General features: G+C 69.1%; 19 protein-coding genes and 1 tRNA gene. 9 read left to right on the top strand and 11 right to left on the bottom strand.

The window, feature by feature from the left end; translation table 11 throughout:
- The first annotated feature begins 86 nt into the window (after nt 1-86).
- The 3 genes from icmF (at nt 87) to D9V41_RS06895 (ending at nt 5,163) form a co-directional block, all read left to right on the top strand.
- Complete coding sequence (gene icmF / locus D9V41_RS06905) at nt 87-3,278, top strand: fused isobutyryl-CoA mutase/GTPase IcmF (protein ID WP_121793821.1); 3,192 nt, start codon at nt 87-89, stop codon at nt 3,276-3,278.
- 125 nt (nt 3,279-3,403) lie between these two features.
- Complete coding sequence (locus tag D9V41_RS06900; RefSeq protein ID WP_121793820.1) at nt 3,404-3,991, top strand: hypothetical protein; 588 nt, start codon at nt 3,404-3,406, stop codon at nt 3,989-3,991.
- Nucleotides 3,992-4,182: 191 nt separating this feature from the next.
- Nucleotides 4,183-5,163, top strand: coding sequence for an alpha/beta hydrolase (locus tag D9V41_RS06895; protein ID WP_121793819.1), 981 nt, complete (start codon nt 4,183-4,185; stop codon nt 5,161-5,163).
- 3 nt (nt 5,164-5,166) lie between these two features.
- Here the strand turns inward: D9V41_RS06895 and D9V41_RS06890 are convergent, their stop codons facing one another.
- The 4 genes from D9V41_RS06890 to menB form a co-directional block, all read right to left on the bottom strand.
- Nucleotides 5,167-5,895, bottom strand: coding sequence for an amino acid ABC transporter ATP-binding protein (locus tag D9V41_RS06890; protein WP_121793818.1), 729 nt, complete (start codon nt 5,893-5,895; stop codon nt 5,167-5,169).
- Between the two features lies 1 nt (nt 5,896).
- Nucleotides 5,897-6,760 carry an amino acid ABC transporter permease gene (locus D9V41_RS06885; protein ID WP_121793817.1) on the bottom strand — a complete coding sequence of 288 codons (864 nt, stop codon included), beginning with the start codon at nt 6,758-6,760 and terminating at the stop codon, nt 5,897-5,899.
- A complete protein-coding gene (locus tag D9V41_RS06880) occupies nt 6,757-7,626 on the bottom strand; it encodes an ABC transporter substrate-binding protein (RefSeq protein WP_121793816.1) in 870 nt (289 codons plus the stop codon). Before D9V41_RS06880 ends, D9V41_RS06885 begins: the two co-directional genes overlap by 4 nt.
- A 70-nt stretch (nt 7,627-7,696) precedes the next feature.
- Complete coding sequence (gene menB, locus D9V41_RS06875) at nt 7,697-8,530, bottom strand: 1,4-dihydroxy-2-naphthoyl-CoA synthase (RefSeq protein WP_121793815.1); 834 nt, start codon at nt 8,528-8,530, stop codon at nt 7,697-7,699.
- A gap of 99 nt (nt 8,531-8,629) precedes the next feature.
- Between menB and D9V41_RS06870 the strand changes: the two genes are divergently transcribed.
- On the top strand, nt 8,630-9,385 hold the full coding sequence (locus tag D9V41_RS06870; RefSeq protein WP_121793814.1) for a helical backbone metal receptor: 756 nt from the start codon (nt 8,630-8,632) through the stop codon (nt 9,383-9,385).
- 105 nt (nt 9,386-9,490) lie between these two features.
- On the opposite strand, the gene lpdA is transcribed toward D9V41_RS06870, so the two are convergent.
- Entirely contained in the window at nt 9,491-10,888 is a 1,398-nt protein-coding gene (gene lpdA, locus D9V41_RS06865; RefSeq protein WP_121793813.1) for a dihydrolipoyl dehydrogenase, read from the bottom strand.
- Between the two features lie 224 nt (nt 10,889-11,112).
- Between lpdA and D9V41_RS06860 the strand changes: the two genes are divergently transcribed.
- Both D9V41_RS06860 and D9V41_RS06855 read left to right on the top strand, forming a co-directional pair.
- The gene (locus tag D9V41_RS06860) at nt 11,113-11,790 is read left to right on the top strand and encodes an HNH endonuclease family protein (RefSeq protein WP_121793812.1); all 678 of its coding nucleotides are present in this window, start codon (nt 11,113-11,115) and stop codon (nt 11,788-11,790) included.
- Nucleotide 11,791: 1 nt separating this feature from the next.
- Nucleotides 11,792-12,253 carry a GNAT family N-acetyltransferase gene (locus tag D9V41_RS06855; RefSeq protein WP_121793811.1) on the top strand — a complete coding sequence of 154 codons (462 nt, stop codon included), beginning with the start codon at nt 11,792-11,794 and terminating at the stop codon, nt 12,251-12,253.
- A 10-nt stretch (nt 12,254-12,263) separates the two neighbouring features.
- Here the strand turns inward: D9V41_RS06855 and D9V41_RS06850 are convergent.
- Nucleotides 12,264-12,339: transfer RNA gene (locus tag D9V41_RS06850), tRNA-Thr, on the bottom strand.
- 169 nt (nt 12,340-12,508) lie between these two features.
- On the opposite strand from D9V41_RS06850, the gene D9V41_RS06845 reads away from it, so the two are divergent.
- Nucleotides 12,509-13,669, top strand: a complete 1,161-nt coding sequence (locus D9V41_RS06845; protein WP_121793810.1) for an amino acid deaminase/aldolase — start codon at nt 12,509-12,511, stop codon at nt 13,667-13,669.
- Nucleotides 13,666-14,949 carry a D-arabinono-1,4-lactone oxidase gene (locus D9V41_RS06840; RefSeq protein ID WP_121793809.1) on the top strand — a complete coding sequence of 428 codons (1,284 nt, stop codon included), beginning with the start codon at nt 13,666-13,668 and terminating at the stop codon, nt 14,947-14,949. The genes D9V41_RS06845 and D9V41_RS06840 overlap by 4 nt, the downstream gene beginning before the upstream one ends.
- Nucleotides 14,950-15,036: 87 nt before the next feature.
- Here D9V41_RS06840 and D9V41_RS06835 read toward each other — a convergent pair whose 3' ends face one another.
- From D9V41_RS06835 to D9V41_RS06815, 5 genes are all read right to left on the bottom strand, one after another.
- A complete protein-coding gene (locus D9V41_RS06835; RefSeq protein ID WP_121794013.1) occupies nt 15,037-16,032 on the bottom strand; it encodes an inorganic phosphate transporter in 996 nt (331 codons plus the stop codon).
- Between the two features lie 21 nt (nt 16,033-16,053).
- Nucleotides 16,054-16,671 (bottom strand): DUF47 domain-containing protein, encoded by a 618-nt coding sequence (locus D9V41_RS06830; RefSeq protein WP_121793808.1) that lies wholly within the window; start codon nt 16,669-16,671, stop codon nt 16,054-16,056.
- A gap of 92 nt (nt 16,672-16,763) precedes the next feature.
- Complete coding sequence (locus D9V41_RS06825; protein ID WP_121793807.1) at nt 16,764-16,958, bottom strand: hypothetical protein; 195 nt, start codon at nt 16,956-16,958, stop codon at nt 16,764-16,766.
- A gap of 20 nt (nt 16,959-16,978) precedes the next feature.
- Nucleotides 16,979-19,243 carry a phosphoribosylformylglycinamidine synthase subunit PurL gene (gene purL, locus D9V41_RS06820; protein WP_121793806.1) on the bottom strand — a complete coding sequence of 755 codons (2,265 nt, stop codon included), beginning with the start codon at nt 19,241-19,243 and terminating at the stop codon, nt 16,979-16,981.
- Nucleotides 19,244-19,354: 111 nt separating this feature from the next.
- The gene (locus D9V41_RS06815) at nt 19,355-21,220 is read right to left on the bottom strand and encodes an anthranilate synthase family protein (RefSeq protein ID WP_121793805.1); all 1,866 of its coding nucleotides are present in this window, start codon (nt 21,218-21,220) and stop codon (nt 19,355-19,357) included.
- A 265-nt stretch (nt 21,221-21,485) separates the two neighbouring features.
- On the opposite strand from D9V41_RS06815, the gene D9V41_RS06810 reads away from it, so the two are divergent.
- Nucleotides 21,486-22,676, top strand: a complete 1,191-nt coding sequence (locus D9V41_RS06810; protein WP_243697181.1) for an ArgE/DapE family deacylase — start codon at nt 21,486-21,488, stop codon at nt 22,674-22,676.
- The last annotated feature ends 61 nt before the right edge of the window (nt 22,677-22,737 follow it).

The raw sequence follows: 22,737 nt of genomic DNA, 5'->3' as shown, positions 1-22,737 counted from the left end.
GAAGCCTAGCCGTGCCGATGCCCCCACTTCCATTTAGTAGGTCATCCGACTATTTTAAGACCTAGCAATCCGGCGAGAGGTTACCCATGCACGTCCCGACTCACCCCGTTCGCTTCGTCACCGCGTCTGCGCTCTTCGACGGCCACGACGCGAGCATCAACATCATGCGGCGCATCCTGCAGAGCCAGGGCGCCGAAGTGATCCACCTCGGCCACAACCGATCGGTCGCCGAGGTCGTGGACGCCGCCCTCGAGGAGGACGTGCAGGGTGTGGCGGTGAGCTCCTACCAGGGCGGGCACGTCGAGTACTTCGAATACCTGGTGGAGTCGCTCGCGGCGCGTGGCGCCGGTCACGTCAAGGTCTACGGGGGCGGCGGCGGCGTGATCGTTCCCGAGGAGATCGCGCGGCTGCGCGAGGTCGGGGTCCGCATCTTCTCGCCCGAGGACGGACAGCGCCTCGGTCTCGTCGGGATGATCAATCAACTCATCGCCGAGACCGATGTCGATCTGTGGGAGGCGAGCCGTCCCGACCCCGCGGCGGTGCTGTCCGGCGACCGCGCGGCCGTGGCCCGCGCCCTCACCGGGGCCGAGCTCGGTCGACTCGACGGCGCCCTCGCCGAGCGCATCCGCGCCGCCGCCGACGCCTCGACGGCCCCGGTCCTCGGCATCACCGGGACCGGCGGATCGGGCAAGAGCTCACTGACCGACGAGCTCGTCCGGCGGCTGCGCGTCGACCAGCAGGACAAGCTGCGCGTCGCGGTGATCGCCGTCGACCCGACCCGGCGCAAGGGCGGTGGTGCGCTGCTCGGCGACCGCATCCGGATGAACGCGCTCGACGGCGACCGCGTGTTCTTCCGTTCGGTCGCCACGCGCGGAGCGCATGAGGTGCCCGACGGGCTGACCGACGCCATCGCGGTCCTCAAGGCCGCCGGCCACGACCTCGTGATCGTCGAGACGCCCGGCATCGGGCAGGGCGACGCCGGCATCCTGCCCTACGTCGACCATTCGCTCTACGTCATGACCCCGGAGTTCGGCGCCGCCTCGCAGCTGGAGAAGATCGACATGCTCGACTTCGCCGACGTCGTGGCGATCAACAAGTTCGAGCGTCGCGGCGCGAAGGACGCGCTGCGCGATGTCGGCCGTCAGCTCGTGCGCAACCGCGAGGCCTTCGGCGCCAAGCCCGAAGACATGCCCGTGTTCGGCACCTCCGCGGCGACGTTCAACGACGACGGCGTCACGGCGCTGTACCAGCATCTGCGCGACCTCCTCGGTATCGGCGCCGGTGTCCTGCCGGCGGTCGGCGTCCGCCACTCCAGCGACGAGGACCACGTCATGCCCCCCGATCGGGTGCGGTACCTCGCCGAGATCGCCGAGACCGTGCGCGGCTACCACGCCGAGACCGAGCGGCTGGCGCAGCAGGCGAGCCGGGCACAGCGCTTCGCGCAGGTCGCCGCAGAGCTACCCGAGGACACGGCCGTCGCCGACGCGGCTGCGCGAGCCGAGAGCGAGCTCCCGGTCACGGTTCGCGACCAATTGACCGCGTGGCCGCAGCTCGTGGCGGACTACTCCGGCGACGAGCAGGTCGTCGTGGTCCGCGACAAGGAGATCCACACGCGGCTGACCCGCGAGTCGCTCTCGGGCACCAAGGTCCCGCGCGTCGCGCTCCCCCGCTACACCGACCACGGCGAACTCGTGCGGTTCTGGCGGCGCGAGAACCTGCCGGGTTTCTTCCCGTTCACCGCAGGGGTCTTCAAGTTCAAGCGCGACAACGAGGACCCGGCTCGCATGTTCGCCGGCGAGGGCGACCCGTTCCGCACCAACCGCCGCTTCAAGCTGCTCAGCGAGGACCAGCCGGCGACCCGTCTTTCCACGGCCTTCGACTCGGTCACCCTCTACGGCCGCGACCCCGACCTGCGCCCGGACATCTACGGCAAGGTCGGCACGTCGGGGGTCTCGGTCGCGACCCTCGACGACATGAAGGTGCTGTACGACGGCTTCGACCTCGTGGCACCCACCACGAGCGTGTCGATGACGATCAACGGGCCCGCCCCCACCGTGCTGGCCTTCTTCCTCAACACCGCGATCGACCAGCAGGTCGACGCGTTCCGCGAGCGAGAAGGCCGCGAGCCCGACGATCAGGAGCGCGCCGAGCTGAGGGCCCTCGCTCTGCAGAACGTCCGCGGCACCGTCCAGGCCGACATCCTCAAGGAGGACCAGGGCCAGAACACCTGCCTGTTCTCCACCGAGTTCTCACTGAAGATGATGGGCGACATCCAGGAGTGGTTCATCGAGAACGGGGTGCGCAACTTCTACTCGGTCTCGATCTCGGGCTACCACATCGCCGAGGCCGGGGCGAACCCCATCAGCCAGCTCGCGTTCACCCTGGCCAACGGCTTCACGTACGTCGAGTCGTACCTCGCCCGCGGGATGGACGTCGACGACTTCGCGCCCAACCTCTCCTTCTTCTTCAGCAACGGCATGGATCCGGAGTACTCGGTGCTCGGCCGTGTCGCCCGCCGCATCTGGGCGGTCGCCATGAAGGAGAAGTACGGGGCCAACGAGCGAAGCCAGAAGCTCAAGTACCACGTGCAGACGTCGGGCCGGTCGTTGCACGCGCAGGAGATGCACTTCAACGACATCCGCACCACGCTGCAGGCGCTCATCGCGATCTACGACAACGCCAACAGCCTCCACACGAACGCGTACGACGAAGCGGTGACCACGCCGACGGAGGAGTCGGTGCGGCGGGCGCTCGCGATCCAGCTGATCATCAACCGCGAGTGGGGTCTGGCGATGAACGAGAACCCGCTGCAGGGCTCCTACATCATCGACGAGCTGACCGATCTCGTCGAGGAGGCGGTGCTGCGAGAGTTCGACGCGATCAGCGAACGCGGCGGTGTCCTCGGCGCGATGGAGACCGGCTATCAGCGCGGCCGCATCCAGGACGAGTCGATGCTGTACGAGCACCGCAAGCATGACGGGTCGCTGCCGATCATCGGCGTCAACACCTTCCGCCCGCCGCGCGAGGACGTGGAGCCGCCGTCGGTGGAGTTGGCCCGCGCCACGGAGGCGGAGAAGCGCTCGCAGCTCGAGCGGCTCGAGGCCTTCCACGCGGCACACCGCAGCGAGGCGGAGGTCGCCCTCGCCCGGCTCAAGGAGGCCGCGGTGTCCGGCGAGAACGTCTTCGCGGTGCTCATGGACGCCGCGCGCGTGTGCTCACTGCAGCAGGTCACGGAGGCGTTCTTCGAGGTCGGAGGCCAATACCGACGCAATGTCTGATCGATTCTCCTCGCGCTGGTGACCGGACCTCGTCACCCGGCACGGACCGCGCAGGTGCGGTACGAAGGACCTAGGGGTGGACGAGGCACCACCGGGTGCGCTCGACTGGCCGAGAGGAGAACGACATGAACGACGTGCAGTGGTGGGTATGGGTGCTGATCGCCGTGGCGGTGGTCCTGCTGCTGATCGGACTCGTGGCGGCAATGCGCGGTTCTCGCCATGCAAAGGAGCAGCGCCGGCTCGAGGAGGAGCGGCGCAAGCGCGACAAGGCGGCCGAACTCCGGCAGTCCGCCCAGGAGGAGCGGATTCACGTGCAGCGCACCGAAGCGGAGGCGACGAGTGCCCGTGCGGACGCGGACCAGGCGCGACTCGAGGCCGAGCGACTCGAGGCCCGGGCCGAGACGCTGCGCGGCGACGCCGCCGACCGGCACGAGTCGGCGTCCGACAAGCTGCGCAAGGCCGAGCACATCGATCCCGACGCGGGGACCGACCAGACGGCGCGCCGCGGAGGGCAGCCTGACGCGCACCCGCGCGACGCCGGCGACCGGACCGGCACCGCAGGTACCGCGGGTGCGGCGGAAGCGGGCGGCCAGCGCAGCGCGAGCGACCCTCGCCCCGAAGGCGATGAGCGCTACGTCCGAGAGGACGAGATCGTGGACGACGGTGCCGATGCGCGGCACGTGCGCCGCGACCCCGGCACCGAACCGCGTTGACAGTCGCCGTCCGACCGCTCGAACTGGTCGTGGTCGCAGGACTCTGCGGTCACGACCAGTTGCTTCTCAGCTCACCGAGTGGCGCAAAGTGAGCACCGAGTGGCGCAGTATGGAGGTGTTTTCGGGGCGCATCGTCCCCGATCTGCGCCACTCGCGGCGATGAGGAGCGGGGCACGCCCTACGCTGCGGGCATGGTGCTTCGACGCGTCCTCCTTGTGCTCACCATGGGTCTCGCTGGTCTCGCGGTCGCCGTCTGGCGCAGCCCGCGGGTGGGATCCGCCCTCATCCGCTGGGTCTTCACCCGCGGGGGCGAGCACACGGTGGCGACGCTGCAGCCGTTCGTTCCGCCCGGCGTCGACGGCCGGCGCGAGCTCGCCTACGGGCCGGGACCCGCCGAGCGCCTCGACGTGTGGTTCCCCGCGGGCACCGACCGCCCGCTGCCGACCGTCGTCTGGGTTCACGGTGGCGGCTGGGTCGCCGGTTCGACCGCCGACGTCGAGCCCTACGCCAAGATAATCGCCGCCGAGGGGTACACCGTCGTCGCGGTCGATTACGCGCTCGCGCCGGCCGCGCGCTATCCGATGCCGCTGCGGCAGGTCGGCGCCGCGCTCAGCTGGCTCACAGACCACGCCGACGAGCTTCGCGTGGACATCGATCGGCTGGTGCTCGCCGGCGACTCGGCCGGGGCACAGATCAGCGCACAGCTCGCGATCGCCATCACCGATCCCGCCTACGCCTCCCGCATCGGCATCGATCCCACCGTCGCCGCGCCTCAACTACGCGGCGTGATCTCGCACTGCGGCCCGCAGCTGCCGGAGCTGCTCGAGGACGCCCACGGCGTCGAGGGCTGGTTCATCCGCACCATCGGGCGCGCCTACTTCGCCACCTCGTCGTTCGACGAACCGCATGTGCACGACGCGTCGGTGGCCGACCAGGTCGGTCCCGCGTACCCACCGACGCTGGTGACGGGCGGCAATGCCGATCCGCTCACCCGGCAGGGAAAGGCGTTCGCCGAGCGCCTGGCCGCGGCAGGCGTGGACGTCACCGCGTTGTTCTGGCCCGACGACTACACACCGGCCCTCCAGCACGAGTTCCAGTTCGACCTCAGACTCGAGGCCGCGCAGGAGACGCTTGCCGCGACGCGCGACTTCCTCGCTCGGGTGATGCGCTGACGGTCAGGCCGGCAGATACCGGGCCAGGAACTCCCGGGTTCGCGAGTCCTGCGGTGCGGTGAAGATTCGCTCGGGAGTTCCCTCCTCGATCAGCACGCCTCCGGAGAGGAACACCACGCGGTCGGCGCACTCGCGGGCGAACGCCATCTCGTGCGTGGCCATGACGATCGTGTGGCCCTCGTTCTTCAGATCGCGCACGACATCGAGCACCTCGCCGACGAGCATCGGGTCCAGCGCCGCCGTGACCTCGTCGAGCAGCAGCAACTTGGGCTGCATGGCGACGGCACGGATCAGCGCCACGCGCTGTTGCTGACCGCCCGAGAGTGCGTCCGGGTACGCCGTCGCCTTGCCGTTCAGTCCGATGCGGTCGAGCAAGGCGTGCGCGCGCCGCTCGGCGTCGGCTTTTGACTCCTTGAGCACCCGGCGCGGCCCGATGGTGACATTGTCGAGCACGCTCAGATGCGGGAACAGGTTATAGGCCTGGAAGACGATCCCGATGTCGCGACGAGCCCGGTCGAGATCGATCGCCGGATCGGTGAGTTCCCGGCCGTCGAGCCAGATGTCACCGTCGTCGGTGACCTCCAGCAGATCGAGGCACCGCAGCAGGGTCGATTTGCCCGACCCGGACGCACCGATGAGGCACACGACCTCACCGCGGGCCACCTCGAGGTCGATGCCGTCGAGCACGACGTTGTCGCCGAACGCCTTGGTCAGTCCGTTGATGCGCAGCATGTCAGATCCCGTTCTCGCGCCGCAGGGAGCGGATCGTGAGCCAATCGGTGAACCGCGCGAGCGGGATGGTCACGACGATGAAGAACAGCGCGGCGACGCACAGCGAGGTGAAGTTGAAGGTCGAGGCCGAATACACCTGCGCCGCCCGCAAGGCCTCGACGAGCCCGATCGTGGAGAGCAGCGCCGTGTCCTTCTGCAGCGACACGAAGTCGTTGATGAGCGGCGGCGCCACGCGGCGGACCGCCTGCGGCAGCACGATGTGACGCAGGGTCTGGCCGTAGCTCATGCCGAGGGCACGCCCGCTGGCCCACTGGGTGGGGTGGATGGACACGAGACCCGCCCGCAGCACCTCGGCCACGTAGGCGCCGTAGCTCAGCGTCAGGGCGATGACGCCGAGCCAGAACAGGCTCGTCGGCAGCCCGCCGAGGTTGAGCGCCGGAACGCCGAAGCCGACGAGCAGGACGACCAGCAGCGTGGGGATGCCGCGGAAGATGTCGGTGTACAACGCCGCCAGGATCTTCAGCGGGGTGAGGGCGGGCGACGGGATCACCCGCACCACCGCAACCAGCAGCGCGAGCGCGAGGACGATCACCTCGATGGTGAGGAACAACCGGATGTTGAGCCAGAACGCGTCGAGGATCGCCGGGAAGGACTCCCGCGCGTGTCGCCAGTCGAAGTACGTCGTGCGAACCCGCTCCCAGCCCGGGGCGTTGACCACCACGACGAGCATCAGGCCGAGCACGACCACCGTCGAGACGGCGGCGATCGTCGCCCGGCGCCGCGAGCGGCGCAGCCGGTAGGCGTTGCGCTCGAGCTGGCGGGCGCTCAGCGTGCGGCCCGCCCCGGGTGGGAGCGAGGAGGTCACTGCAGCTCGGGGACGTTCGCCGACTCCGAGAGCCACTGCTGCTCGATGTCGTCGAGCGTGCCGTCGTCCTCGAGCGACTCGATCGCCGCGTCGAGGCACGGCGTGAGGTCGCTGCCCTTCTCCAACAGCAGGCCGAACTCCTCGGACTCGCCGGTCTCGGGCTGGAACTGCCCGGCGATCGTGGAACCGTCGATCTCCGCGGCGGTCAGGTAGAACGCGGTGGGCAGGTCGGCGACGATGCCGTCGACCTGATCGTTCTGCAGCGCCTGAGCCGCCTTGGTGGTGTCGTCGTAGACGAGCGGGGCCGTGGACGGGTCGATCTGGTCGATCGCCGCCAGCGACGTCGTGCCGATCTGCGCACCGAGGCGCGCGTCCTTGAAGTCCTCGAGCGAGCCGACGTCGGCGAACTCCGAGCCCTCGAGCGTGATGATGGCCTGCGCGGCCGAGTAGTACGGCTTGGAGAAATCGACGGCGTTCTTGCGCTCTTCGGTGATCGAGATCTGGTTGATGTCGAAGTCGAAGTCCTTCGCGCCGGGCTGGTAGGAGGAGTTGAAGGGCACGACGACCCACTCGACCTCGTCCTCGGCGAACCCGAGCTCGTCGGCGATGGCGTACGCGACGGCGCTCTCGAAGCCTTCGCCGTTGCTCGGCTCGTTGTCGACGAACCACGGCTCGAACGCCGGGTCATCGGTGGCGATCGTGAGCACGCCGTCGTTCTTGAGGGGCAGCGAGTCAGTCGAGCACTGACCGTCGCCGGCCGCGTCGGTGGTGGAATCGGCGTCGTTCTCGTCCGCGGGAGCGCACGCGGACGCGAGAACGAGCAGGCTGGCAGCGGCCGAGAGGCCGAGGATACGGGGGGAACGCATACCCACCATCGTACGAAAGCCGTCTCGAACGCTGATCATCCGTATCAGGCTGTGGGCGTGGCAGCCCTGCTTACGGGCGGCGGGGAAAGCGCTCGAACTCCGGACGACGCTTCTCCTTGAAGGCCTCGCGCCCCTCCTTGGCCTCCTCGTTGCCGTAGAACAGGAGGTTGGCGTCGTGGGCGAGCTGCTGCAGCCCGGCGTAGCCGTCCTCGGAGGCGTGGAAGCTGGCCTTGAGCAGACGCAGGGCGAACGGCGAGTGCTGCAGCATCTCGCGGCACCACGCCACGGTCTCCGCCTCGAGGTCGGCGAGCGGCACGACGGTGTTGACGAGTCCCATCTCGAGCGCCTGCGCCGCGTCGTACTGCCGGCACAGGAACCAGATCTCCTTGGCCTTCTTGGGACCGACGAGGTCGGAGAGGATGCTGGCGCCGAAACCGCCGTCGAACGAGCCGACCTTGGGGCCGACCTGACCGAAGCGAGCGTTGTCGGCCGCGATCGTCAGGTCGCAGACCAGGTGCAGTACGTGGCCGCCGCCGATCGCCCATCCGGCGACCATCGCGACGATCGGCTTGGGCGTGCGCCGCATCTGCACGTGCAGGTCGGTCACGTGGAAACGCCCGGTGGCGCCGGCGTCGGTCTTGTAGCCGCTGTCGCCGCGCACCCGCTGGTCGCCGCCGGAGCAGAACGCCTTCTCGCCCTCGCCGGTGAGGATGATCGCCCCGACCCGCTCGTCCTCGCGAGCGACGTTGAGCGCCTCGGAGATCTCGATGATCGTCTGCGGCCGGAAGGCGTTGTGCACTTCGGGACGGCAGATGGTGATCTTGGCGATGCCGTCGCTCGTGGTCTCGTAGCGGATGTCGTCGTAGGTACCGGACGCGGTCCAGTCGATCGGGGCAGTGCTCATAGGCCTCAGCCTAGGGCGCCGCCAGGACGAGGACGCGGTGGGCTTGCGGCGACTTCGACTCCTCAGCCGCTTCCCAGCTAGCCCGCCTAGGCTGGACGCATGCGCGATGATCTGGGAACCGAGCTCATCACCCGACAGCCCGTACGTCGCGTCGTGAGTCTCGTCCCGTCGCTCACGGAGGCCATCGCGGCCACCGAGCCCGAGGCCCTCGTGGGGGCGACCGACTGGTGCACGCAGCCGCCGGGCCTGGAGGTCACCCGAGTGCGGGGCACCAAGAATCCCGACCGCGATCTCATTTCCGAGCTCCGCCCGGACCTCGTCGTCGCCAACCAGGAGGAGAACCGCGAACTCGACGTCCGCCGACTGCGCGCCGAGGGCATCCCCGTCTGGGTCACCAAGATCGAGACCCTGGACGAGGCCTTCGCCTCGATGCGACGCCTCTTCACGACGGCCCTCGGCTGGGGCGTGCCCGAGTGGCTGGCCGAGGCCGAGCAGGTGTGGGCTGAACCGTCGAGTGAGTTCCGCGGACGCGCCGCGATGGCGATCTGGCGAGACCCCTGGATGGTCGTGGGGTCGTCAACCTTCACCGGGGACGTCATGGCGCGCCTCGGACTCGAGAACGTCTTCGCGCGCCATCCGGAGCGTTATCCGCACGTCGAACTCGCCGAGCTCGATCGTCCGGACATCGACCTCGTCCTCCTCCCGGACGAGCCCTACGTCTTCACTCCCGACGACGGTCCCGAGGCGTTCACGCGGACCCGTACCGTCCTGTGCTCGGGACGGTCGCTGACCTGGTACGGCCCGTCGCTCGTCACGGCCCGCGGTGAACTCGAATCCCGGCTCGCCGTCTCCTGAGCGGTGACTCAGCCCGGACCAACGACATCGGGCGGTGAGCCACCACGCACGTCGTGCGCGACGATGCGGGTGAGCTCACCGCCCGATGGACGAGACCGCTGACGATCAGAAGTTGATCATGTGACCGACGAGGCCGTGGAAGGCCTCCTGCAGCGCCTCGCTGAGCGTCGGATGCGTGTGCACGTTGCGGGCGAGTTCGAGGGCACCGAGATCCCACTTCTGCGCGAGCGTGAGCTCCGGAAGCAGCTCGGAGACGTCCGGACCGATGAGGTGGCCGCCGAGCAGCTCGAAGTGCTCCTTGTCGGCGACCAGCTTGACGAAGCCGGAGGCGTCGCCGAGGCCGTGCGCCTTGCCGTTGGCGGTGAAGGGGAACTTCGCGACGACGACGTCGTAGCCCTCCTCCTTGGCCTGCTCCTCGGTGAGACCGAACGAGGCGACCTGCGGCGTGCAGAACGTGGCACGCGGCATCATCCGGTAGTCGCCGAGCTCCATCGTCTCGGCATCGGCGATCGTCTCGGCGGCCACCACGCCCTGCGCCTCGGCCACGTGGGCGAGCTGCAGCTTCATGGTGACGTCGCCGATCGCGTAGATGTGCGGAACGTTGGTGCGCATGCGCTCGTCGATCGCGATCGCGCCGCGATCGGTGAGCTCGACGCCGGCCTTGTCCAGACCCAGGCCCTCGACGTTGGGCAGGAAGCCGATCGACACCAGGACGCGGTCGACCTCGATGGTCTCCTCGCCCTTCTTGCCGCTGTAGCGGACCGTCACCGAGCTGCCGTTGTCGGTGACCTCCTCGACCTTCGTGGAGGTGAGGATCGGGATGCCGAGCTTCTTGTACGCCTTGGTGATCTCCTTGGAGACCTCGGCGTCCTCGTTGGGCAGCGCGCGATCGAGGAACTCGATGATGGTGACGTCGACGCCGTAAGCGCGCAGCACGTAGGCGAACTCCATGCCGATCGCACCGGCGCCGACGATGGCCATCGACTCGGGCAGATCGTCGCGCATGATCTGCTCTTCGTAGGTGAGGACGTTCTCGGACTTTTCCACGCCGGGCAGCATGCGCACGCGCGAGCCGGTGGCGATGATGACGTTCTCGAACTCGATCGTCTCGGTGCCGCCGTCGTTGAGGGCGACCTCGATCGAGTTGGGGCCGGTGAAGGTGCCGCGGCCGTCGAACTCGGTGATGTTGTTCTTCTTCATCAGGAAGTGCACGCCCTTGACGCGCCCGTCGGCCACCTCGCGGCTGCGGCTGAACGCCTTGCCGAAGTCGAAGGAGACGTCACCGCTGATGCCGAACTTGTCCGCCTCGTGGTTGACGATGTTGGCGAGCTCGGCGTTGCGCAGGAGCGCCTTGGACGGGATGCAGCCGACGTTGAGGCAGACACCGCCCCAGTACTTGCTCTCGATGATCGCCACGGACTCGCCGAGCTGCGCGGCGCGGATCGCTGCCACGTATCCGCCGGGGCCGGCACCCAGCACCACGACGTCAAAGCGGTTGGACATGGACTCCCCTTCGAAGATTGGTCGCCTTCCAACCTAGCAAGCATCGAGGACCCCGCTCGCGGCGGCTTCCCCGACTCCGAGGCCGCGGAATCCCCGGGAGCAGAGCCACCGCCGGATGCCCGATCGACCGCCGACGCGAGGGATCGCGGTGTCGGTGGCAGCGGCTACTGTGCTCGTGCCGAGCCCCATGCCCGGGGTCGGGATGCGATGAACGGAAGGCAGCCATGAAGCGGGTTCTGACCGGCGTCGCGAGTGTCGTCGTCGTGCTGGCGGTCGTCCTCGGTTGGACCGGTGACGAGTTCCTCGCACGGTCCCAGCCGGCGCCAGCCCCAGAGGCACGTGCCTCGGTCGCGCTCGCCGAGAGCCTGCCGGTCAAGGGGCGCGCCGCCAAGACCGGCTACTCGCGCGAGCAGTTCGGTGAGGCGTGGACCGACGCGGCCGACGTGGAGTTCGGCCGCAATGGGTGCGACACCCGCAACGACATCCTGCGACGGGATCTGACCGACGTCGAGTTCGGCGACGACCGCGGCTGCCGAGTCCTGTCGGGCACGCTCGACGACCCGTTCACGGGCGAGCGGATCGAGTTCCGGCGCGGCGAACGGACCTCGAGCGCGGTGCAGATCGATCACCTCGTTGCGCTGTCCGACGCGTGGCAGAAGGGCGCCCAGCAGTGGACCCGCGAGAAGCGCATCGCCTTCGCCAACGACCCGATCAACCTGTTGGCGGTGGACGGTGCCGCGAACAGCGCCAAGGGCGACGCCGACGTCGCCACGTGGCTCCCCGCGAACCGCGCCTACCGCTGCACGTACGTGAGTAAGATCGTGAACGTCAAGGCGGCCTACGGCGTCTGGGTCACGCAGGCGGAGGCCGACGCGATGCGGCGCGAACTGCAGAGGTGCTGAGATGACGCGCGAGGTGACGCTGCGCCGCTTCACCGCGGAGGACTGGCCGTGGCTGCGCGCCTGGTACGCCGACCCGCAGCTCAACGCCCAGCTGGGACCGCTCGACGAGGACTGGCTGCATCATGTGCTCGCCGAGCACGACGGTGTCGAGTTGGTGGCGAGTCACCGTGAGGCTCCGGTGGCCGTCGTCGGGTGCGTCTGGGGTACCGGCGAGCATCCCGACCACGTCATCACCGACCTGGCTGTCGCCCCCGGCCGTCGCCGCGAAGGGTGGGCCGCGGCGGCCGTGCAGGAGTTCCTGGCCTGGCCCGGGCATCTCGACGCTCCCGCGTGGCGGGCGTACGTCGAATCGGGCAACCAGGTCGCGTTCGCGTTCTTCGAGAGTCTGGGATGGGCACTCACCGAGACCGCAGAGGAACGCGGTGACGACCTGCACCTCTTCCGGCGGCGGTCCTTCGGCTGAGCCGTTCGCGTGGAGCCCCCGACAGGATTCGAACCCGCGACATCCTTATTACAAGTAAGGCGCTCTACCAACTGAGCTACAGGGGCATGCGGCCGAGCCGCCCGACCATCGTAGGGCACGTCACCACCGCGCTCCCACCCTCTCGTTGCGTCATACGTTTCGTGGGTCCTGGGCCTCGGAACGTATGACGCAAGCTCAGGTGACCCTCGGCGCGAGATCCCACCGAGGGCCACCGGGCTGGGCGATACTGGGCGCGTGCCCGACTACGAACGGCTCCTCGCCGCCACCGCCTCGCTCGACACGCCCTACGCGATCGTCGACGAGGAGGCGCTGTGGGCCAACGCGGCCGATCTCATCGCCCGCGCCGACGGCACGCCGATCCGGTTGGCCACCAAGTCGGTCCGGGTCCGCTCGATCATCAAGAACGCCCTGACCCTCGACGGGTTCCGCGGGGTCATGACGTACTCGCTCCCTGAGTCGGTGTGGCTCGCCGATCAGGGTGTCGACGACATCCTGCTGGCGTACCCGACGGTGCACCGCGAGGCGCTGCTCGAACTCGCCGCCAAGGACCACCGGCTCGCGGCGATCACCCTGATGGTCGATTCCGTGGACGGCATCGACTACATCGACCACGTCCTCGGTGCCGGGCACCCGACGATCAACGTCGCGATCGAGGTCGACGCATCGTGGCGGGTGGCCGGCGCGCACCTGGGCGTGCGGCGCTCCCCCGTACACAGCAAGCGCGACGTCAAGAAGCTGGCCCAGGCGATCGTCGAGCGTCCCGGCTTCGACCTCACCGGTCTGATGTTCTACGACGCGCAGATCGCGGGCCTCCCGGACTCCTCGTTCGCCGTGCGCACCGTGAAGCGCCGTTCGAACGCCGAACTGCGACGCCGCCGTAAGCGCATCGTCAAAGCGGTCGGCAACCTCACCGACCTCCGGCTCGTGAACGCCGGTGGCACCGGGAGCCTGCACGTGACCGGGACCGATCCGTCGATCACCGAGCTGACCGCCGGCTCTGGGCTGTTCTCCCCGACCCTCTTCGATGGCTATCGCGCCTTCACGTCGCGGCCCGCGGCGTTCTTCGCCTTGTCCGTCGTGCGCAAGCCCACCCGCGACATCGCCACCTGCTTCTCCGGCGGCTACATCGCCTCGGGACAGGCCGGCGAGTCGCGCGTGCCGACGCCGGTGTGGCCCGAGGAACTCTCCCTCCTCGACGCCGAGGGGGCCGGCGAGGTGCAGACCCCGGTGCAAGGCGCGGCCGCTCGCCGACTCTCGATCGGCGACCGCGTGGTGTTCCGTCACGCGAAGGCCGGCGAGATGTGCGAGCGCTTCGACGAGGTCGCCGTCGTCACCTCGGGCGGGCATGTCGTGCGCACCCCGACGTATCGGGGCGAGCGGAAGAACTTCGGATGATCACGTGGACCAACTGGGGCGGCAACGTCACCGCCACCCCGAAGCTCGTCGCGCACCCGGCGAGCACCGACGAGGTCGCCACCCTCGTGCGGTCCCATCGCGCGATCAAGGCCGTTGGGGCAAGCCACTCGTTCACCGCCATCGCCGCCACCGACGGCGTCCAGCTGCGGCTCAACCGGATGAACCGGCTGCTGCACCACGATTCGGCCACCGCACGAGTGCGGGTGCAGGCGGGCATGTCGCTGCGGGAGCTGAACCCGCAGTTGCAGCGGCTCGGGCTCGCCCTGCCGAATCTCGGCGACGTCGATCCGCAGTCGGTGTCGGGCGCGATCTCCACCGGGACGCACGGCACCGGCGGCCGGCTGCACGGCATCGCGGCCGCCGTCGTGGCGCTGCAACTGGTGGTCGGCGACGGCACGGTCGTGGAGGTCGACGAGACCCACCCGTGGTTCGGTGCGGCGCGAGTCGGGCTCGGCGCCCTCGGGATCGTCACAGAGGTCACCCTCCAGTGCGTGCCCGCGTTCCTGCTGCACGCCCGCGAGGCGCCGATGCCGTTGCCGGACGTCCTCGCCGGCCTCGACGACCTCGTCGACGGCAACGATCACTTCGAGTTCTACTGGTTTCCGCACACGGTGAAGGCGCTCACCAAGCGCAACAACCGCGTGCCGGCCGGGACCGAGCGCAGGCCGCTGCCGCGCTGGCGCTCATGGCTCGATGATCGATTCCTGTCCAACACGGTCTACGAACGGGTGAACCGGCTGTCCGCCGTGCGTCCGGCACTGATCCCGCGGCTCAATGCGATCTCCGGATCGACGCTCGGCGCCCGTGAGTACATCGATCATTCCTACGCCGTGTTCGTGTCGCCGCGCGACGTACGATTCCGGGAGTCCGAGTTCGCGATGCCGCGCGCGGCCGCCGCGGAGGTGATCGGCGAGCTGCAGCGATGGTTCGGGCGACGCGAGGATCTCGTCGGCTTCCCGATCGAGGTGCGCTTCACCGCGGCCGACGACATCTGGCTGTCCACCGGGCATGAGCGCGACAACGTGTACGTCGCGGTGCATCAGTACCACCGCGCCGACTACCGCCGGTACTTCGCGGCCGCACAGGACATCTTCGTCGCGCACGAGGGGCGCCCGCACTGGGGCAAGCTGCACACCCTCGACGCGGACTACTTCGCCTCGCGCTACCCGCGCTTCGCGGACTTCCTCAGCATCCGCGACGAGGCCGACCCCGACCGCCGCTTCGCCAACTCCTACCTCACCCGCGTGCTCGGCGCGTGAGCCCTCCGGCCCGAGATGTGGTCAGTTCTTTGGAACAGCGGCGGGGTTCGATTCCACAGAACTGACCACATCTCGCGGCGGAGCCGCCTACGGGAGGAAGATGCGGGCGACGAAGTAGAAGAGGGCGGCGACGGTGGCCGCGGCGGGGATCGTGATGACCCACGCGACGACGATGCCCTGCGCCACTCCCCAGCGCACGGCACTGAACCGCTTCGTCGCGCCCGCACCCATGATCGCCGACGTGATGGTGTGCGTCGTCGAGACCGGCGCGTGCAGACCGATCGCCATCACGTACAGCACCGATGCCGCGGTGGCCTCGGCCGCGAATCCCTTGGGCGGATCGAGCTCGATGATGCGGCGCCCGAGGGTGCGCATGATCCGCCAGCCACCGGCGTACGTGCCCGCCGCGATCGCCGACGCGGCCGCGACGATGACCCAGAACGGCACGTCGTTGCCGTCGTGCAGGCCACCGGCCACCAGGGCGAGGACGATGATGCCCATCGTCTTCTGCGCGTCCTGCAGACCGTGACCGAGCGCCATGCCCGCCGCAGAGACGGTCTGGGCGAGACGGAAACCACGGTTCACCCGAGCCGGTCGAGCGCGCCGGAAGATCCACATGATGGCGACCATCAGCAAGTAGGCGCTGAGGAAGCCGACTGCCGGTGACACCACCATCGGGATGGCGACCTTGTTGACCAGGATGTCCCAGCTGACCGTCGTGGCCGACGCGATGCCCGCACCGACGATGCCGCCGATGAGCGCGTGCGAGGACGACGACGGGATGCCGAAGTACCAGGTGATGAGGTTCCAGGTGATCGCGCCGACGAGCGCCGCCAACACGATGGTCAGCGCGTGGGCGGACCCCTCCCCCGGTGCCGTCTCGATCTGGATGATCTCCTGGATGGTCTGCGCCACACCGACACCCAGCCAGGCGCCGACGAAGTTGAGGATCGCCGCCATCGCGAGGGCGACTCGCGGTGTCAGCGCACGCGTCGACACCGAGGTGGCGATGGCGTTCGCGGCGTCATGGAAGCCGTTCGTGTAGTCGAACACGAGCGCGATCACGACGACCGCGATCACCATGGCCAGGGTGAGATCCACCGGTCAGGACTCCTTGACGGCGATCTGCTCGATGGTGTTGGCGACCGACTCGAAGGCGTCGATGGCCGACTCGACCGACTCGACGATGTCCTTGAGCTTGAGGACCGCCATCGCCTTGTAGCTGCCGTCGAACAGGTGCGCCAGGATCCGCCGGTGGTTGCGGTCGCCTTCGTTCTCGAGTCGGTTGATCTCGATCCAGAACTCCTCGAGATCCTTCATCGTCCGCAGCCTCGGCATGGCCTCGGCGGTCAGCTGCGCGGCGCGCTGGAGCACTGCGACCTGACCGGCGAACGCCTCGGGGAAGTCCGTCACTCCGTACAGGACGATGCTGTCGACGGCCTCGTCCATGTGGTCCATGACGTCGTCGAGACCGCTGGCGAGGGCGTAGATGTCCTCTCGGTCGAACGGGGTGATGAACGTGCTGTTGACGCGCTTGATGATGCGGTGCGTCGTCTCGTCGGCCTGGTGCTCGGCCTCACGCATCCGCTCGGCGATGTCACCGTTGGTGACGTCCATGTCGAGCACCTGAGCGAGCAGATCTGCACCCGTCACCAGATGCTGGGCCGACTCGGTGAACAAGTCGTAGAAGGTCGTTTCGACCGGTCGAATGCGAAACCGCACGCAAGGCTCCCTTGAGAGGCGGAACTGGGCCGCCCACCATGCTAAACGGCAATGCACCACGCGGACGCATCGCGGTCGCTCCTGGCTCGCCCTCAGTTCACGGAGTCGTCATCGGACCCCACGCCGAGCAGGTGGTCCACCTCGTCCTGGGTGAGCCGGGCCTCGGTGCCCGAGGCCGCGATCATGAGCCTGCTGGTCAGCTCGATCTCGGCGAGCGCGGCGTTGTCTCGCAGGCGCTCGTCGAGCGGCTCCGATCGGTGCTCTTCGCGGGGGTGACGAGGGGACACAGCCCGCAGGCTACTCCCGATCACGCGTGCGCGCCGATGGTTCCCAGCACGTCAGGAAGGGTGGAACGCCAGGTATCACGCAGCTGCGCGACGTCGACCGTGAACTGTCCGTCGACGACGATCCGGTCGCCGCCGGTACGGCCGATCGAGGCCAGCTCCACGCCGTGCTGCTCGGCGAGAGACACGAACTCCTCGTGGTTGTCCGCCGGCACCGCGACCAGCACACGACCCGCGGACTCGCTGAACAGGTCGACGAACGGGTCGTCGAGTTCGAGCGTCGCACCGACGCCGTTGCGGAAGGCCGCCTCGGCCACGGCCATCGCGAGACCGCCGTCGGACAGGTCGTGGGCGGCTTCGATGATCGCCGTCTTGGCGACGTCGACCATGAGGGCGGCGAGACGGCGTTCGGCATCGAGGTCGACCGCCGGCGGAAGGCCGCCGAGATGCCCGTGCACGACGTCGGCCCAGGTGGAGCCAGACAGCTCGTCGCGGGTCTCGCCGAGCAGCAGCAGGTGCGCGCCCTCGGTCCGGAACCCTTGGGTGACGCGCTGGCGGACGTCCTGGATGACGCCCAGCACTCCGACGACCGGGGTCGGGAGGATCGGGGTGTCGCCGGTCTGGTTGTAGAACGACACGTTGCCGCCGGTCACCGGGATGCCGAGCTCGGCGCACGCGTCCTTGAGACCGTGGGTGGCGCGTTCGAACTGCCACATGACGTCCGGGTCCTCCGGCGAGCCGAAGTTGAGGCAGTCGGTGACCGCGAGCGGCTGCGCTCCGGTGACGGCGACGTTGCGGTACGACTCGGCGAGGGCGAGCTGCGTGCCGGTGTACGGATCGAGCTTGGCGAAGCGGCCGTTGCAGTCGGTGGAGACGGCGACGCCGAGGCCGGTCTCCTCGTCGACGCGGACCACGCCGGCGTCCTCGGGCTGGGCAAGCACGGTGTTGCCGAGCACGTAGCGGTCGTACTGGTGCGTGACCCAGCTCTTGTCGGCCATGTTGGGGCTGGTGACGACCTGCTCGAACTGCTCCCGCAGGGCCTCGGGCGAGGCCGGGCGCGGCAGCTTCTCCGCGGCGTCCGCCTGGAGGTCGTCCTGCCACGCGGGGCGGGCGTACGGGCGCTCGTAGACCGGGCCGTCGTGGGCGACCGAACGCGGCGGGACGTCGACGACGGTCTCGCCGTGCCAATCGATGACGAGGCGGTCCCCGTCGGTGACTTCGCCGACGACGACGGCCTCGACGTCCCACGTGCGGCAGATGTCCATGAACGCGGCCAGGTGCTGGGGCTCGACCACGGCCATCATGCGCTCCTGGCTCTCGCTCATGAGGATCTCCTCGGGCGAGAGGGTGGCGTCGCGCAGCGGCACCTGGTCGAGCTCGACGTGCATGCCGCCGTCACCGGCGCTGGCGAGCTCGCTGGTCGCGCAGGACAGACCGGCACCGCCGAGATCCTGGATGCCGGCGACGACGCCGGCTTTGAACAGTTCGAGGGTGCACTCGATGAGGAGCTTCTCCATGAACGGATCGCCGACCTGCACGCTGGGGCGCTTGGTCGGGCCCTCGTCGGTGAAGGTCTCCGAGGCGAGGACGCTCACGCCGCCGATGCCGTCGCCTCCGGTGCGCGCCCCATAGAGGACGACCTTGTTGCCCGCGCCGCTCGCGTGCGCGAGGTGGAGGTCCTCATGACGCAGCACGCCGACGCACAAGGCGTTGACCAGCGGGTTGCCGATGTAGGTCTCGTCGAAGACGACCTCGCCGCCGATATTGGGCAGTCCGAGGCAGTTGCCGTAGCCGCCGACGCCGGCGACGATGCCGGGCAGGACGCGGGAGGTGTCGGGCGCGTCGAGCGGGCCGAAGCGCAGCGGGTCCATGACGGCGACCGGGCGCGCGCCCATTGCGAGGATGTCGCGCACGATGCCACCGATGCCGGTCGCGGCGCCCTGGTACGGCTCGACGTAGCTGGGGTGGTTGTGCGACTCGACCTTGAAGGTGACCGCGTACCCCTGGCCGATGTCGATGACGCCGGCGTTCTCGCCGATGCCCGCGAGCGTCTTGCCGAGCGGGGTCTCCTGCGGCAGCTCACCGAACTTGCGCAGATGCACCTTGCTCGACTTGTACGAGCAGTGCTCGCTCCACATGACCGAGTACATGGCCAGCTCGGCGCCGGTGGGACGGCGGCCGAGGATCTCACGGATGCGCTGGTACTCGTCGGGCTTCAGACCCAACTCGGCCCAGGGCTGCTCGTGATCAGGGGTGGAGGAGGCGTGTTCGACGGTATCCAACGTCACGGCACCAGCCTACTTGCTGGGGTGACGGCCTCCGGCCGGTGACCTGGCGCCGCTCCCTGGGACCTCGGTTCCCCACGATTCCACCGGTGGTGAACGGTTCTGCGGGAACCGTCAACGGGCGGGAAGGAGTTCGCAGACGAGATCGCGCAGGATGGCGAAGCCGTTCTGCGTGAGGATCGACTCCGCGTGGAACTGGATGCCGCGGTAGTGCGGCCCGGCGACGAGGTGGACGTCGCCGCGCTCGTCGGTCTGCACGCTCACGCCGTCGGGCAACCCGGACGCCGGCACGCGCGCGACGAACGTGTTGTAGAACCCCACGGTCTCCTCGCGGCCGAGCACGGGGAGCCGACTCTGCGTCCCCTGGAAGACGATGTCCTTGAACTCCAGATCGAGCCCCAGCTGATGACTGAGCGCCTGATGGCCGAGGCACACCCCGAGGAACGGCTGCCGGCGCTCCAGCAATCGGTCGACCGCACTCCGCAGCACCCGCATCTTGGGCTCGTCCGCCCGCGGATCGCCGGGGCCGGGGCCGACGACGACGAGGTCGTGATCGTCGAGGGCACCCTCGGCGTAGGCGTCGTGGCGGACGATGTCGGTCGTCATGCCCAGCACGCTGAAGACGTGGGCGAGCATGTTGACGAAGTCGTCCTCACCGTCGAGGATCACGACCCGTTTGCCGGTCAACTGCGGCATCGGCGGCGTGCCCGACTGGTCGCGGAGCCAGAACTGGCTGAGCCGCTGGTTGCGCGAACCGAGCGCGATGAGCACGTCGTCCTCGCGGGTGAACGCATCGAATCCGTCGACCGCCGGCGGGGCGGCCTCGACGAGACCGAACGCGCTGAGGATTCCGGCGGCCTTCGCCCAGGTCTCGGCGGTCTCGTACTCCGCGTCGGAGTCGCGCACCAGCGTCGCCCCGGCGCTGACCTTGAGGTGTCCGTCGAGATCGACGTCGGCGGTGCGGATGAGGATCGGCGCGTCGGCCTTCTGCCCGCCCTCGGCGTCGCGGCCGATCAGCGCGGCGACGGAGGCGTAGTAGCCGCGGCCCTCGGGCTCGTACTGCGCGATGAGCCGGCACGCGTTCTCGACCGGGCTGCCGGTCACGGTGGCCGCGAACATCGAGTCCCGCAGCACCTCGCGGACGTCACGGTTCGTGCGGCCGGCGAGGAGGTACTCGGTGTGCACGAGGTGGCTCATCGGCTTGAGGTACGGCCCGAGCACGAGGCCGCCCTCGTGACAGATGTCGCACATCATCTTGAGCTCCTCGTCGACGACCATGAAGAGCTCGTAGATCTCCTTCTCGTCGGACAGGAACCGCAACAGTTCGCGTTTGCGATCGGCGTGCGTCTCCAGGCCCCGCATGCGGAACGTGCCCGAGATCGGGTTCATCCGCACCTGCCCGCCGTTCAGGCTGACGTGCCGCTCGGGGCTCGCACCGATGAGGTAGCGGTCGCCGGTGAAGATGCAGAACGTCCAGAACGCCCCGCGCTCGCGTTCGAGGAGGCGGCGGAGGACCGTCAGCGCGCGTCGGTGGCCCCAGTCCGCCACCTGCGCGCGGTAGTGCCGGCCGATCACGAGGTTGGCGCCTTCGCCGTGGCCGATCTCCTCGTCGATGATGCGCCGGACGATCCCGGCGTACTCGCCGTCACTCGTCTCGAAGCCCCCGCGGTCGACGAACTCGACCGGCACGTCGGGAAGGAGCTCCAGCAAGTCGGTCAGGGCGATCTCCTCGAGCATGTCGGCCCGGATCACCGACAGCGGCGTACCGTCCTCGCGCGCGTCGAAACCGCGCTCGCGGACCTGCGCGTAGGGCACGACGACGAGGTGGTCCCAGCGCTCCTCCGCCCCCTCGAGGAGGGGGATGTCGGCGAGGCTCTCGATGTCGGTCCGCGGACCGCCGAGCAGCGTGACCGTGTCAGCCTCGCGCCCGCGGATGAGCGCGAACGCCGGCTGGGCGAGGAGGTCGTCGAGCAGGGTCATGGAAGGACTTTCTACGTCGGTCGCGGCCGAGGACGACGAACGCCCAGCACCGGCCGAGACGGCGGACTGGGCGTTGATTACAGACGACAGGCCACCTACCGGCGGCGCCACCAGGTGCGAGTCGTCATGGCGGCAGCGTAGCGCATTCCCCGCCGCGCCCGCCCCGAACCCGTTGAGTGTGACGTTTGGCAGGTGAATCGGGGGTTTTACCTGCCAAACGTCACACTCAACGCGTTCTCGACGGGGCGCTGTCACACTGAGGCTCGTGGACATCGATGAGGACGCTCTGCGTGACGATCTCGCCACCCTCGTGGGCTTCGGGGCGGTCGGCGGCAGCGAGGCCGAGGTGGCGATCCAGCACTGGTGCGCCGAGCGTCTCACCTCGCTCGGCCTCGAGGTCGACCACTGGCGCGTCGACCTCGACGAGGTGCGGGCCGAGCCGGACTACCCGGGGGAAGAGGTCGCGCGCGAGGAGATGTGGGGCTGCGTCGCGGCCACGAACAGCGACCGGCCCGCAGTGATCCTGGCCGGGCACGTGGACGTCGTCCCGACCGGGGACATCGCGCTCTGGGACTCCGACCCCTTCACGCTCACCTCACGCGACGGGCAATGGCGCGGGCGTGGCACGTGCGACATGCTCGGCGGCGTCGCGGCCATCTTCGCCGCAGCACGAGCCGTCGACCACGCCTCACTCACCCGCACGTTCGCGATTCACACGGTCGTCGCGGAGGAGGACGGCGGACTCGGCACCTTCGAGACGCTTCGCCGTGGCCACGCCGGCGACGCGTGCCTCATCGCCGAGCCGACGGCGGGCCGCTTGATCACCGCCAACGCGGGATCGCTGACCTTCCGCCTTGAGATCCGCGGCGCGGCCACGCACGGCTCGATGCGCCGGTCGGGCGTCTCGACGATCGACCTGTTCCCGCGGGTCCTCGCCGCCCTTGACGCTCTCGAGGACAAGCGGAACGCCGACGTGCCGACGCTCTTCGGCCCCCTGCCGTTCCCCATCTCGATCGGCATCGTCCACGCCGGCGACTGGGCGAGCACCGTGCCCGACCGGCTCGTAGCCGAGGGCCGCTACGGCATCCGTCCAGGGGAGGAGTTCGCCGAGGCCGAGGCGTTGTTCGAGGCGCACATCGCCGAGCTGTGCGACTCGGACCCCTGGCTGCGGGAGCACCCGATCGAGGTGACCTGGTCCGGCGGGCGGTTCGCGGCCGGGGTGACTGAGCCGGATCATGCGTTCGTCCACCAGCTGCACGAGCTGACCGGAGCGCCGGCCGCTGGGGCGCCGTACGGTTCGGACCTGCGCCTGTACGTCGGCGCGGGCATCCCGACGGTGCAGTACGGGCCCGGTGACATCGCCGGGGCGCACGCCGTCGACGAGTCGGTGCCGATCGACGAGGTCGTTCGTTGCGCCGCCGCCTACCGCGATCTCATCCTCGCCCGCTGCACCTGACCGAAGCACATCGAGAGCACACCTCACGCAACGTGGTCTCGATACGCTCGGCCGCGGCCGG

Origin of the sequence: Aeromicrobium phragmitis, from assembly GCF_003674095.1 — a bacterium.
GTDB lineage: Bacteria > Actinomycetota > Actinomycetes > Propionibacteriales > Nocardioidaceae > Aeromicrobium > Aeromicrobium phragmitis.
The sequence above is the reverse complement of the archived record's forward strand: the minus strand, read 5'-3'. Positions and strand labels throughout refer to the sequence as shown.

Coding starts and splice junctions, on each gene's coding strand:
- D9V41_RS06840 (WP_121793809.1), top strand. CDS start 13,666: ATGATCACGTGGACCAACTGGGGCGGCAACGTCACCGCCACCCCGAAG.
- D9V41_RS06890 (WP_121793818.1), bottom strand. CDS start 5,895: ATGCTGCGCATCAACGGACTGACCAAGGCGTTCGGCGACAACGTCGTG.
- D9V41_RS06900 (WP_121793820.1), top strand. CDS start 3,404: ATGAACGACGTGCAGTGGTGGGTATGGGTGCTGATCGCCGTGGCGGTG.
- D9V41_RS06855 (WP_121793811.1), top strand. CDS start 11,792: ATGACGCGCGAGGTGACGCTGCGCCGCTTCACCGCGGAGGACTGGCCG.
- D9V41_RS06880 (WP_121793816.1), bottom strand. CDS start 7,626: ATGCGTTCCCCCCGTATCCTCGGCCTCTCGGCCGCTGCCAGCCTGCTC.
- lpdA (WP_121793813.1), bottom strand. CDS start 10,888: ATGTCCAACCGCTTTGACGTCGTGGTGCTGGGTGCCGGCCCCGGCGGA.
- D9V41_RS06835 (WP_121794013.1), bottom strand. CDS start 16,032: ATGGTGATCGCGGTCGTCGTGATCGCGCTCGTGTTCGACTACACGAAC.
- D9V41_RS06815 (WP_121793805.1), bottom strand. CDS start 21,220: ATGACCCTGCTCGACGACCTCCTCGCCCAGCCGGCGTTCGCGCTCATC.
- D9V41_RS06870 (WP_121793814.1), top strand. CDS start 8,630: ATGCGCGATGATCTGGGAACCGAGCTCATCACCCGACAGCCCGTACGT.
- icmF (WP_121793821.1), top strand. CDS start 87: ATGCACGTCCCGACTCACCCCGTTCGCTTCGTCACCGCGTCTGCGCTC.
- menB (WP_121793815.1), bottom strand. CDS start 8,530: ATGAGCACTGCCCCGATCGACTGGACCGCGTCCGGTACCTACGACGAC.
- D9V41_RS06860 (WP_121793812.1), top strand. CDS start 11,113: ATGAAGCGGGTTCTGACCGGCGTCGCGAGTGTCGTCGTCGTGCTGGCG.
- D9V41_RS06895 (WP_121793819.1), top strand. CDS start 4,183: ATGGTGCTTCGACGCGTCCTCCTTGTGCTCACCATGGGTCTCGCTGGT.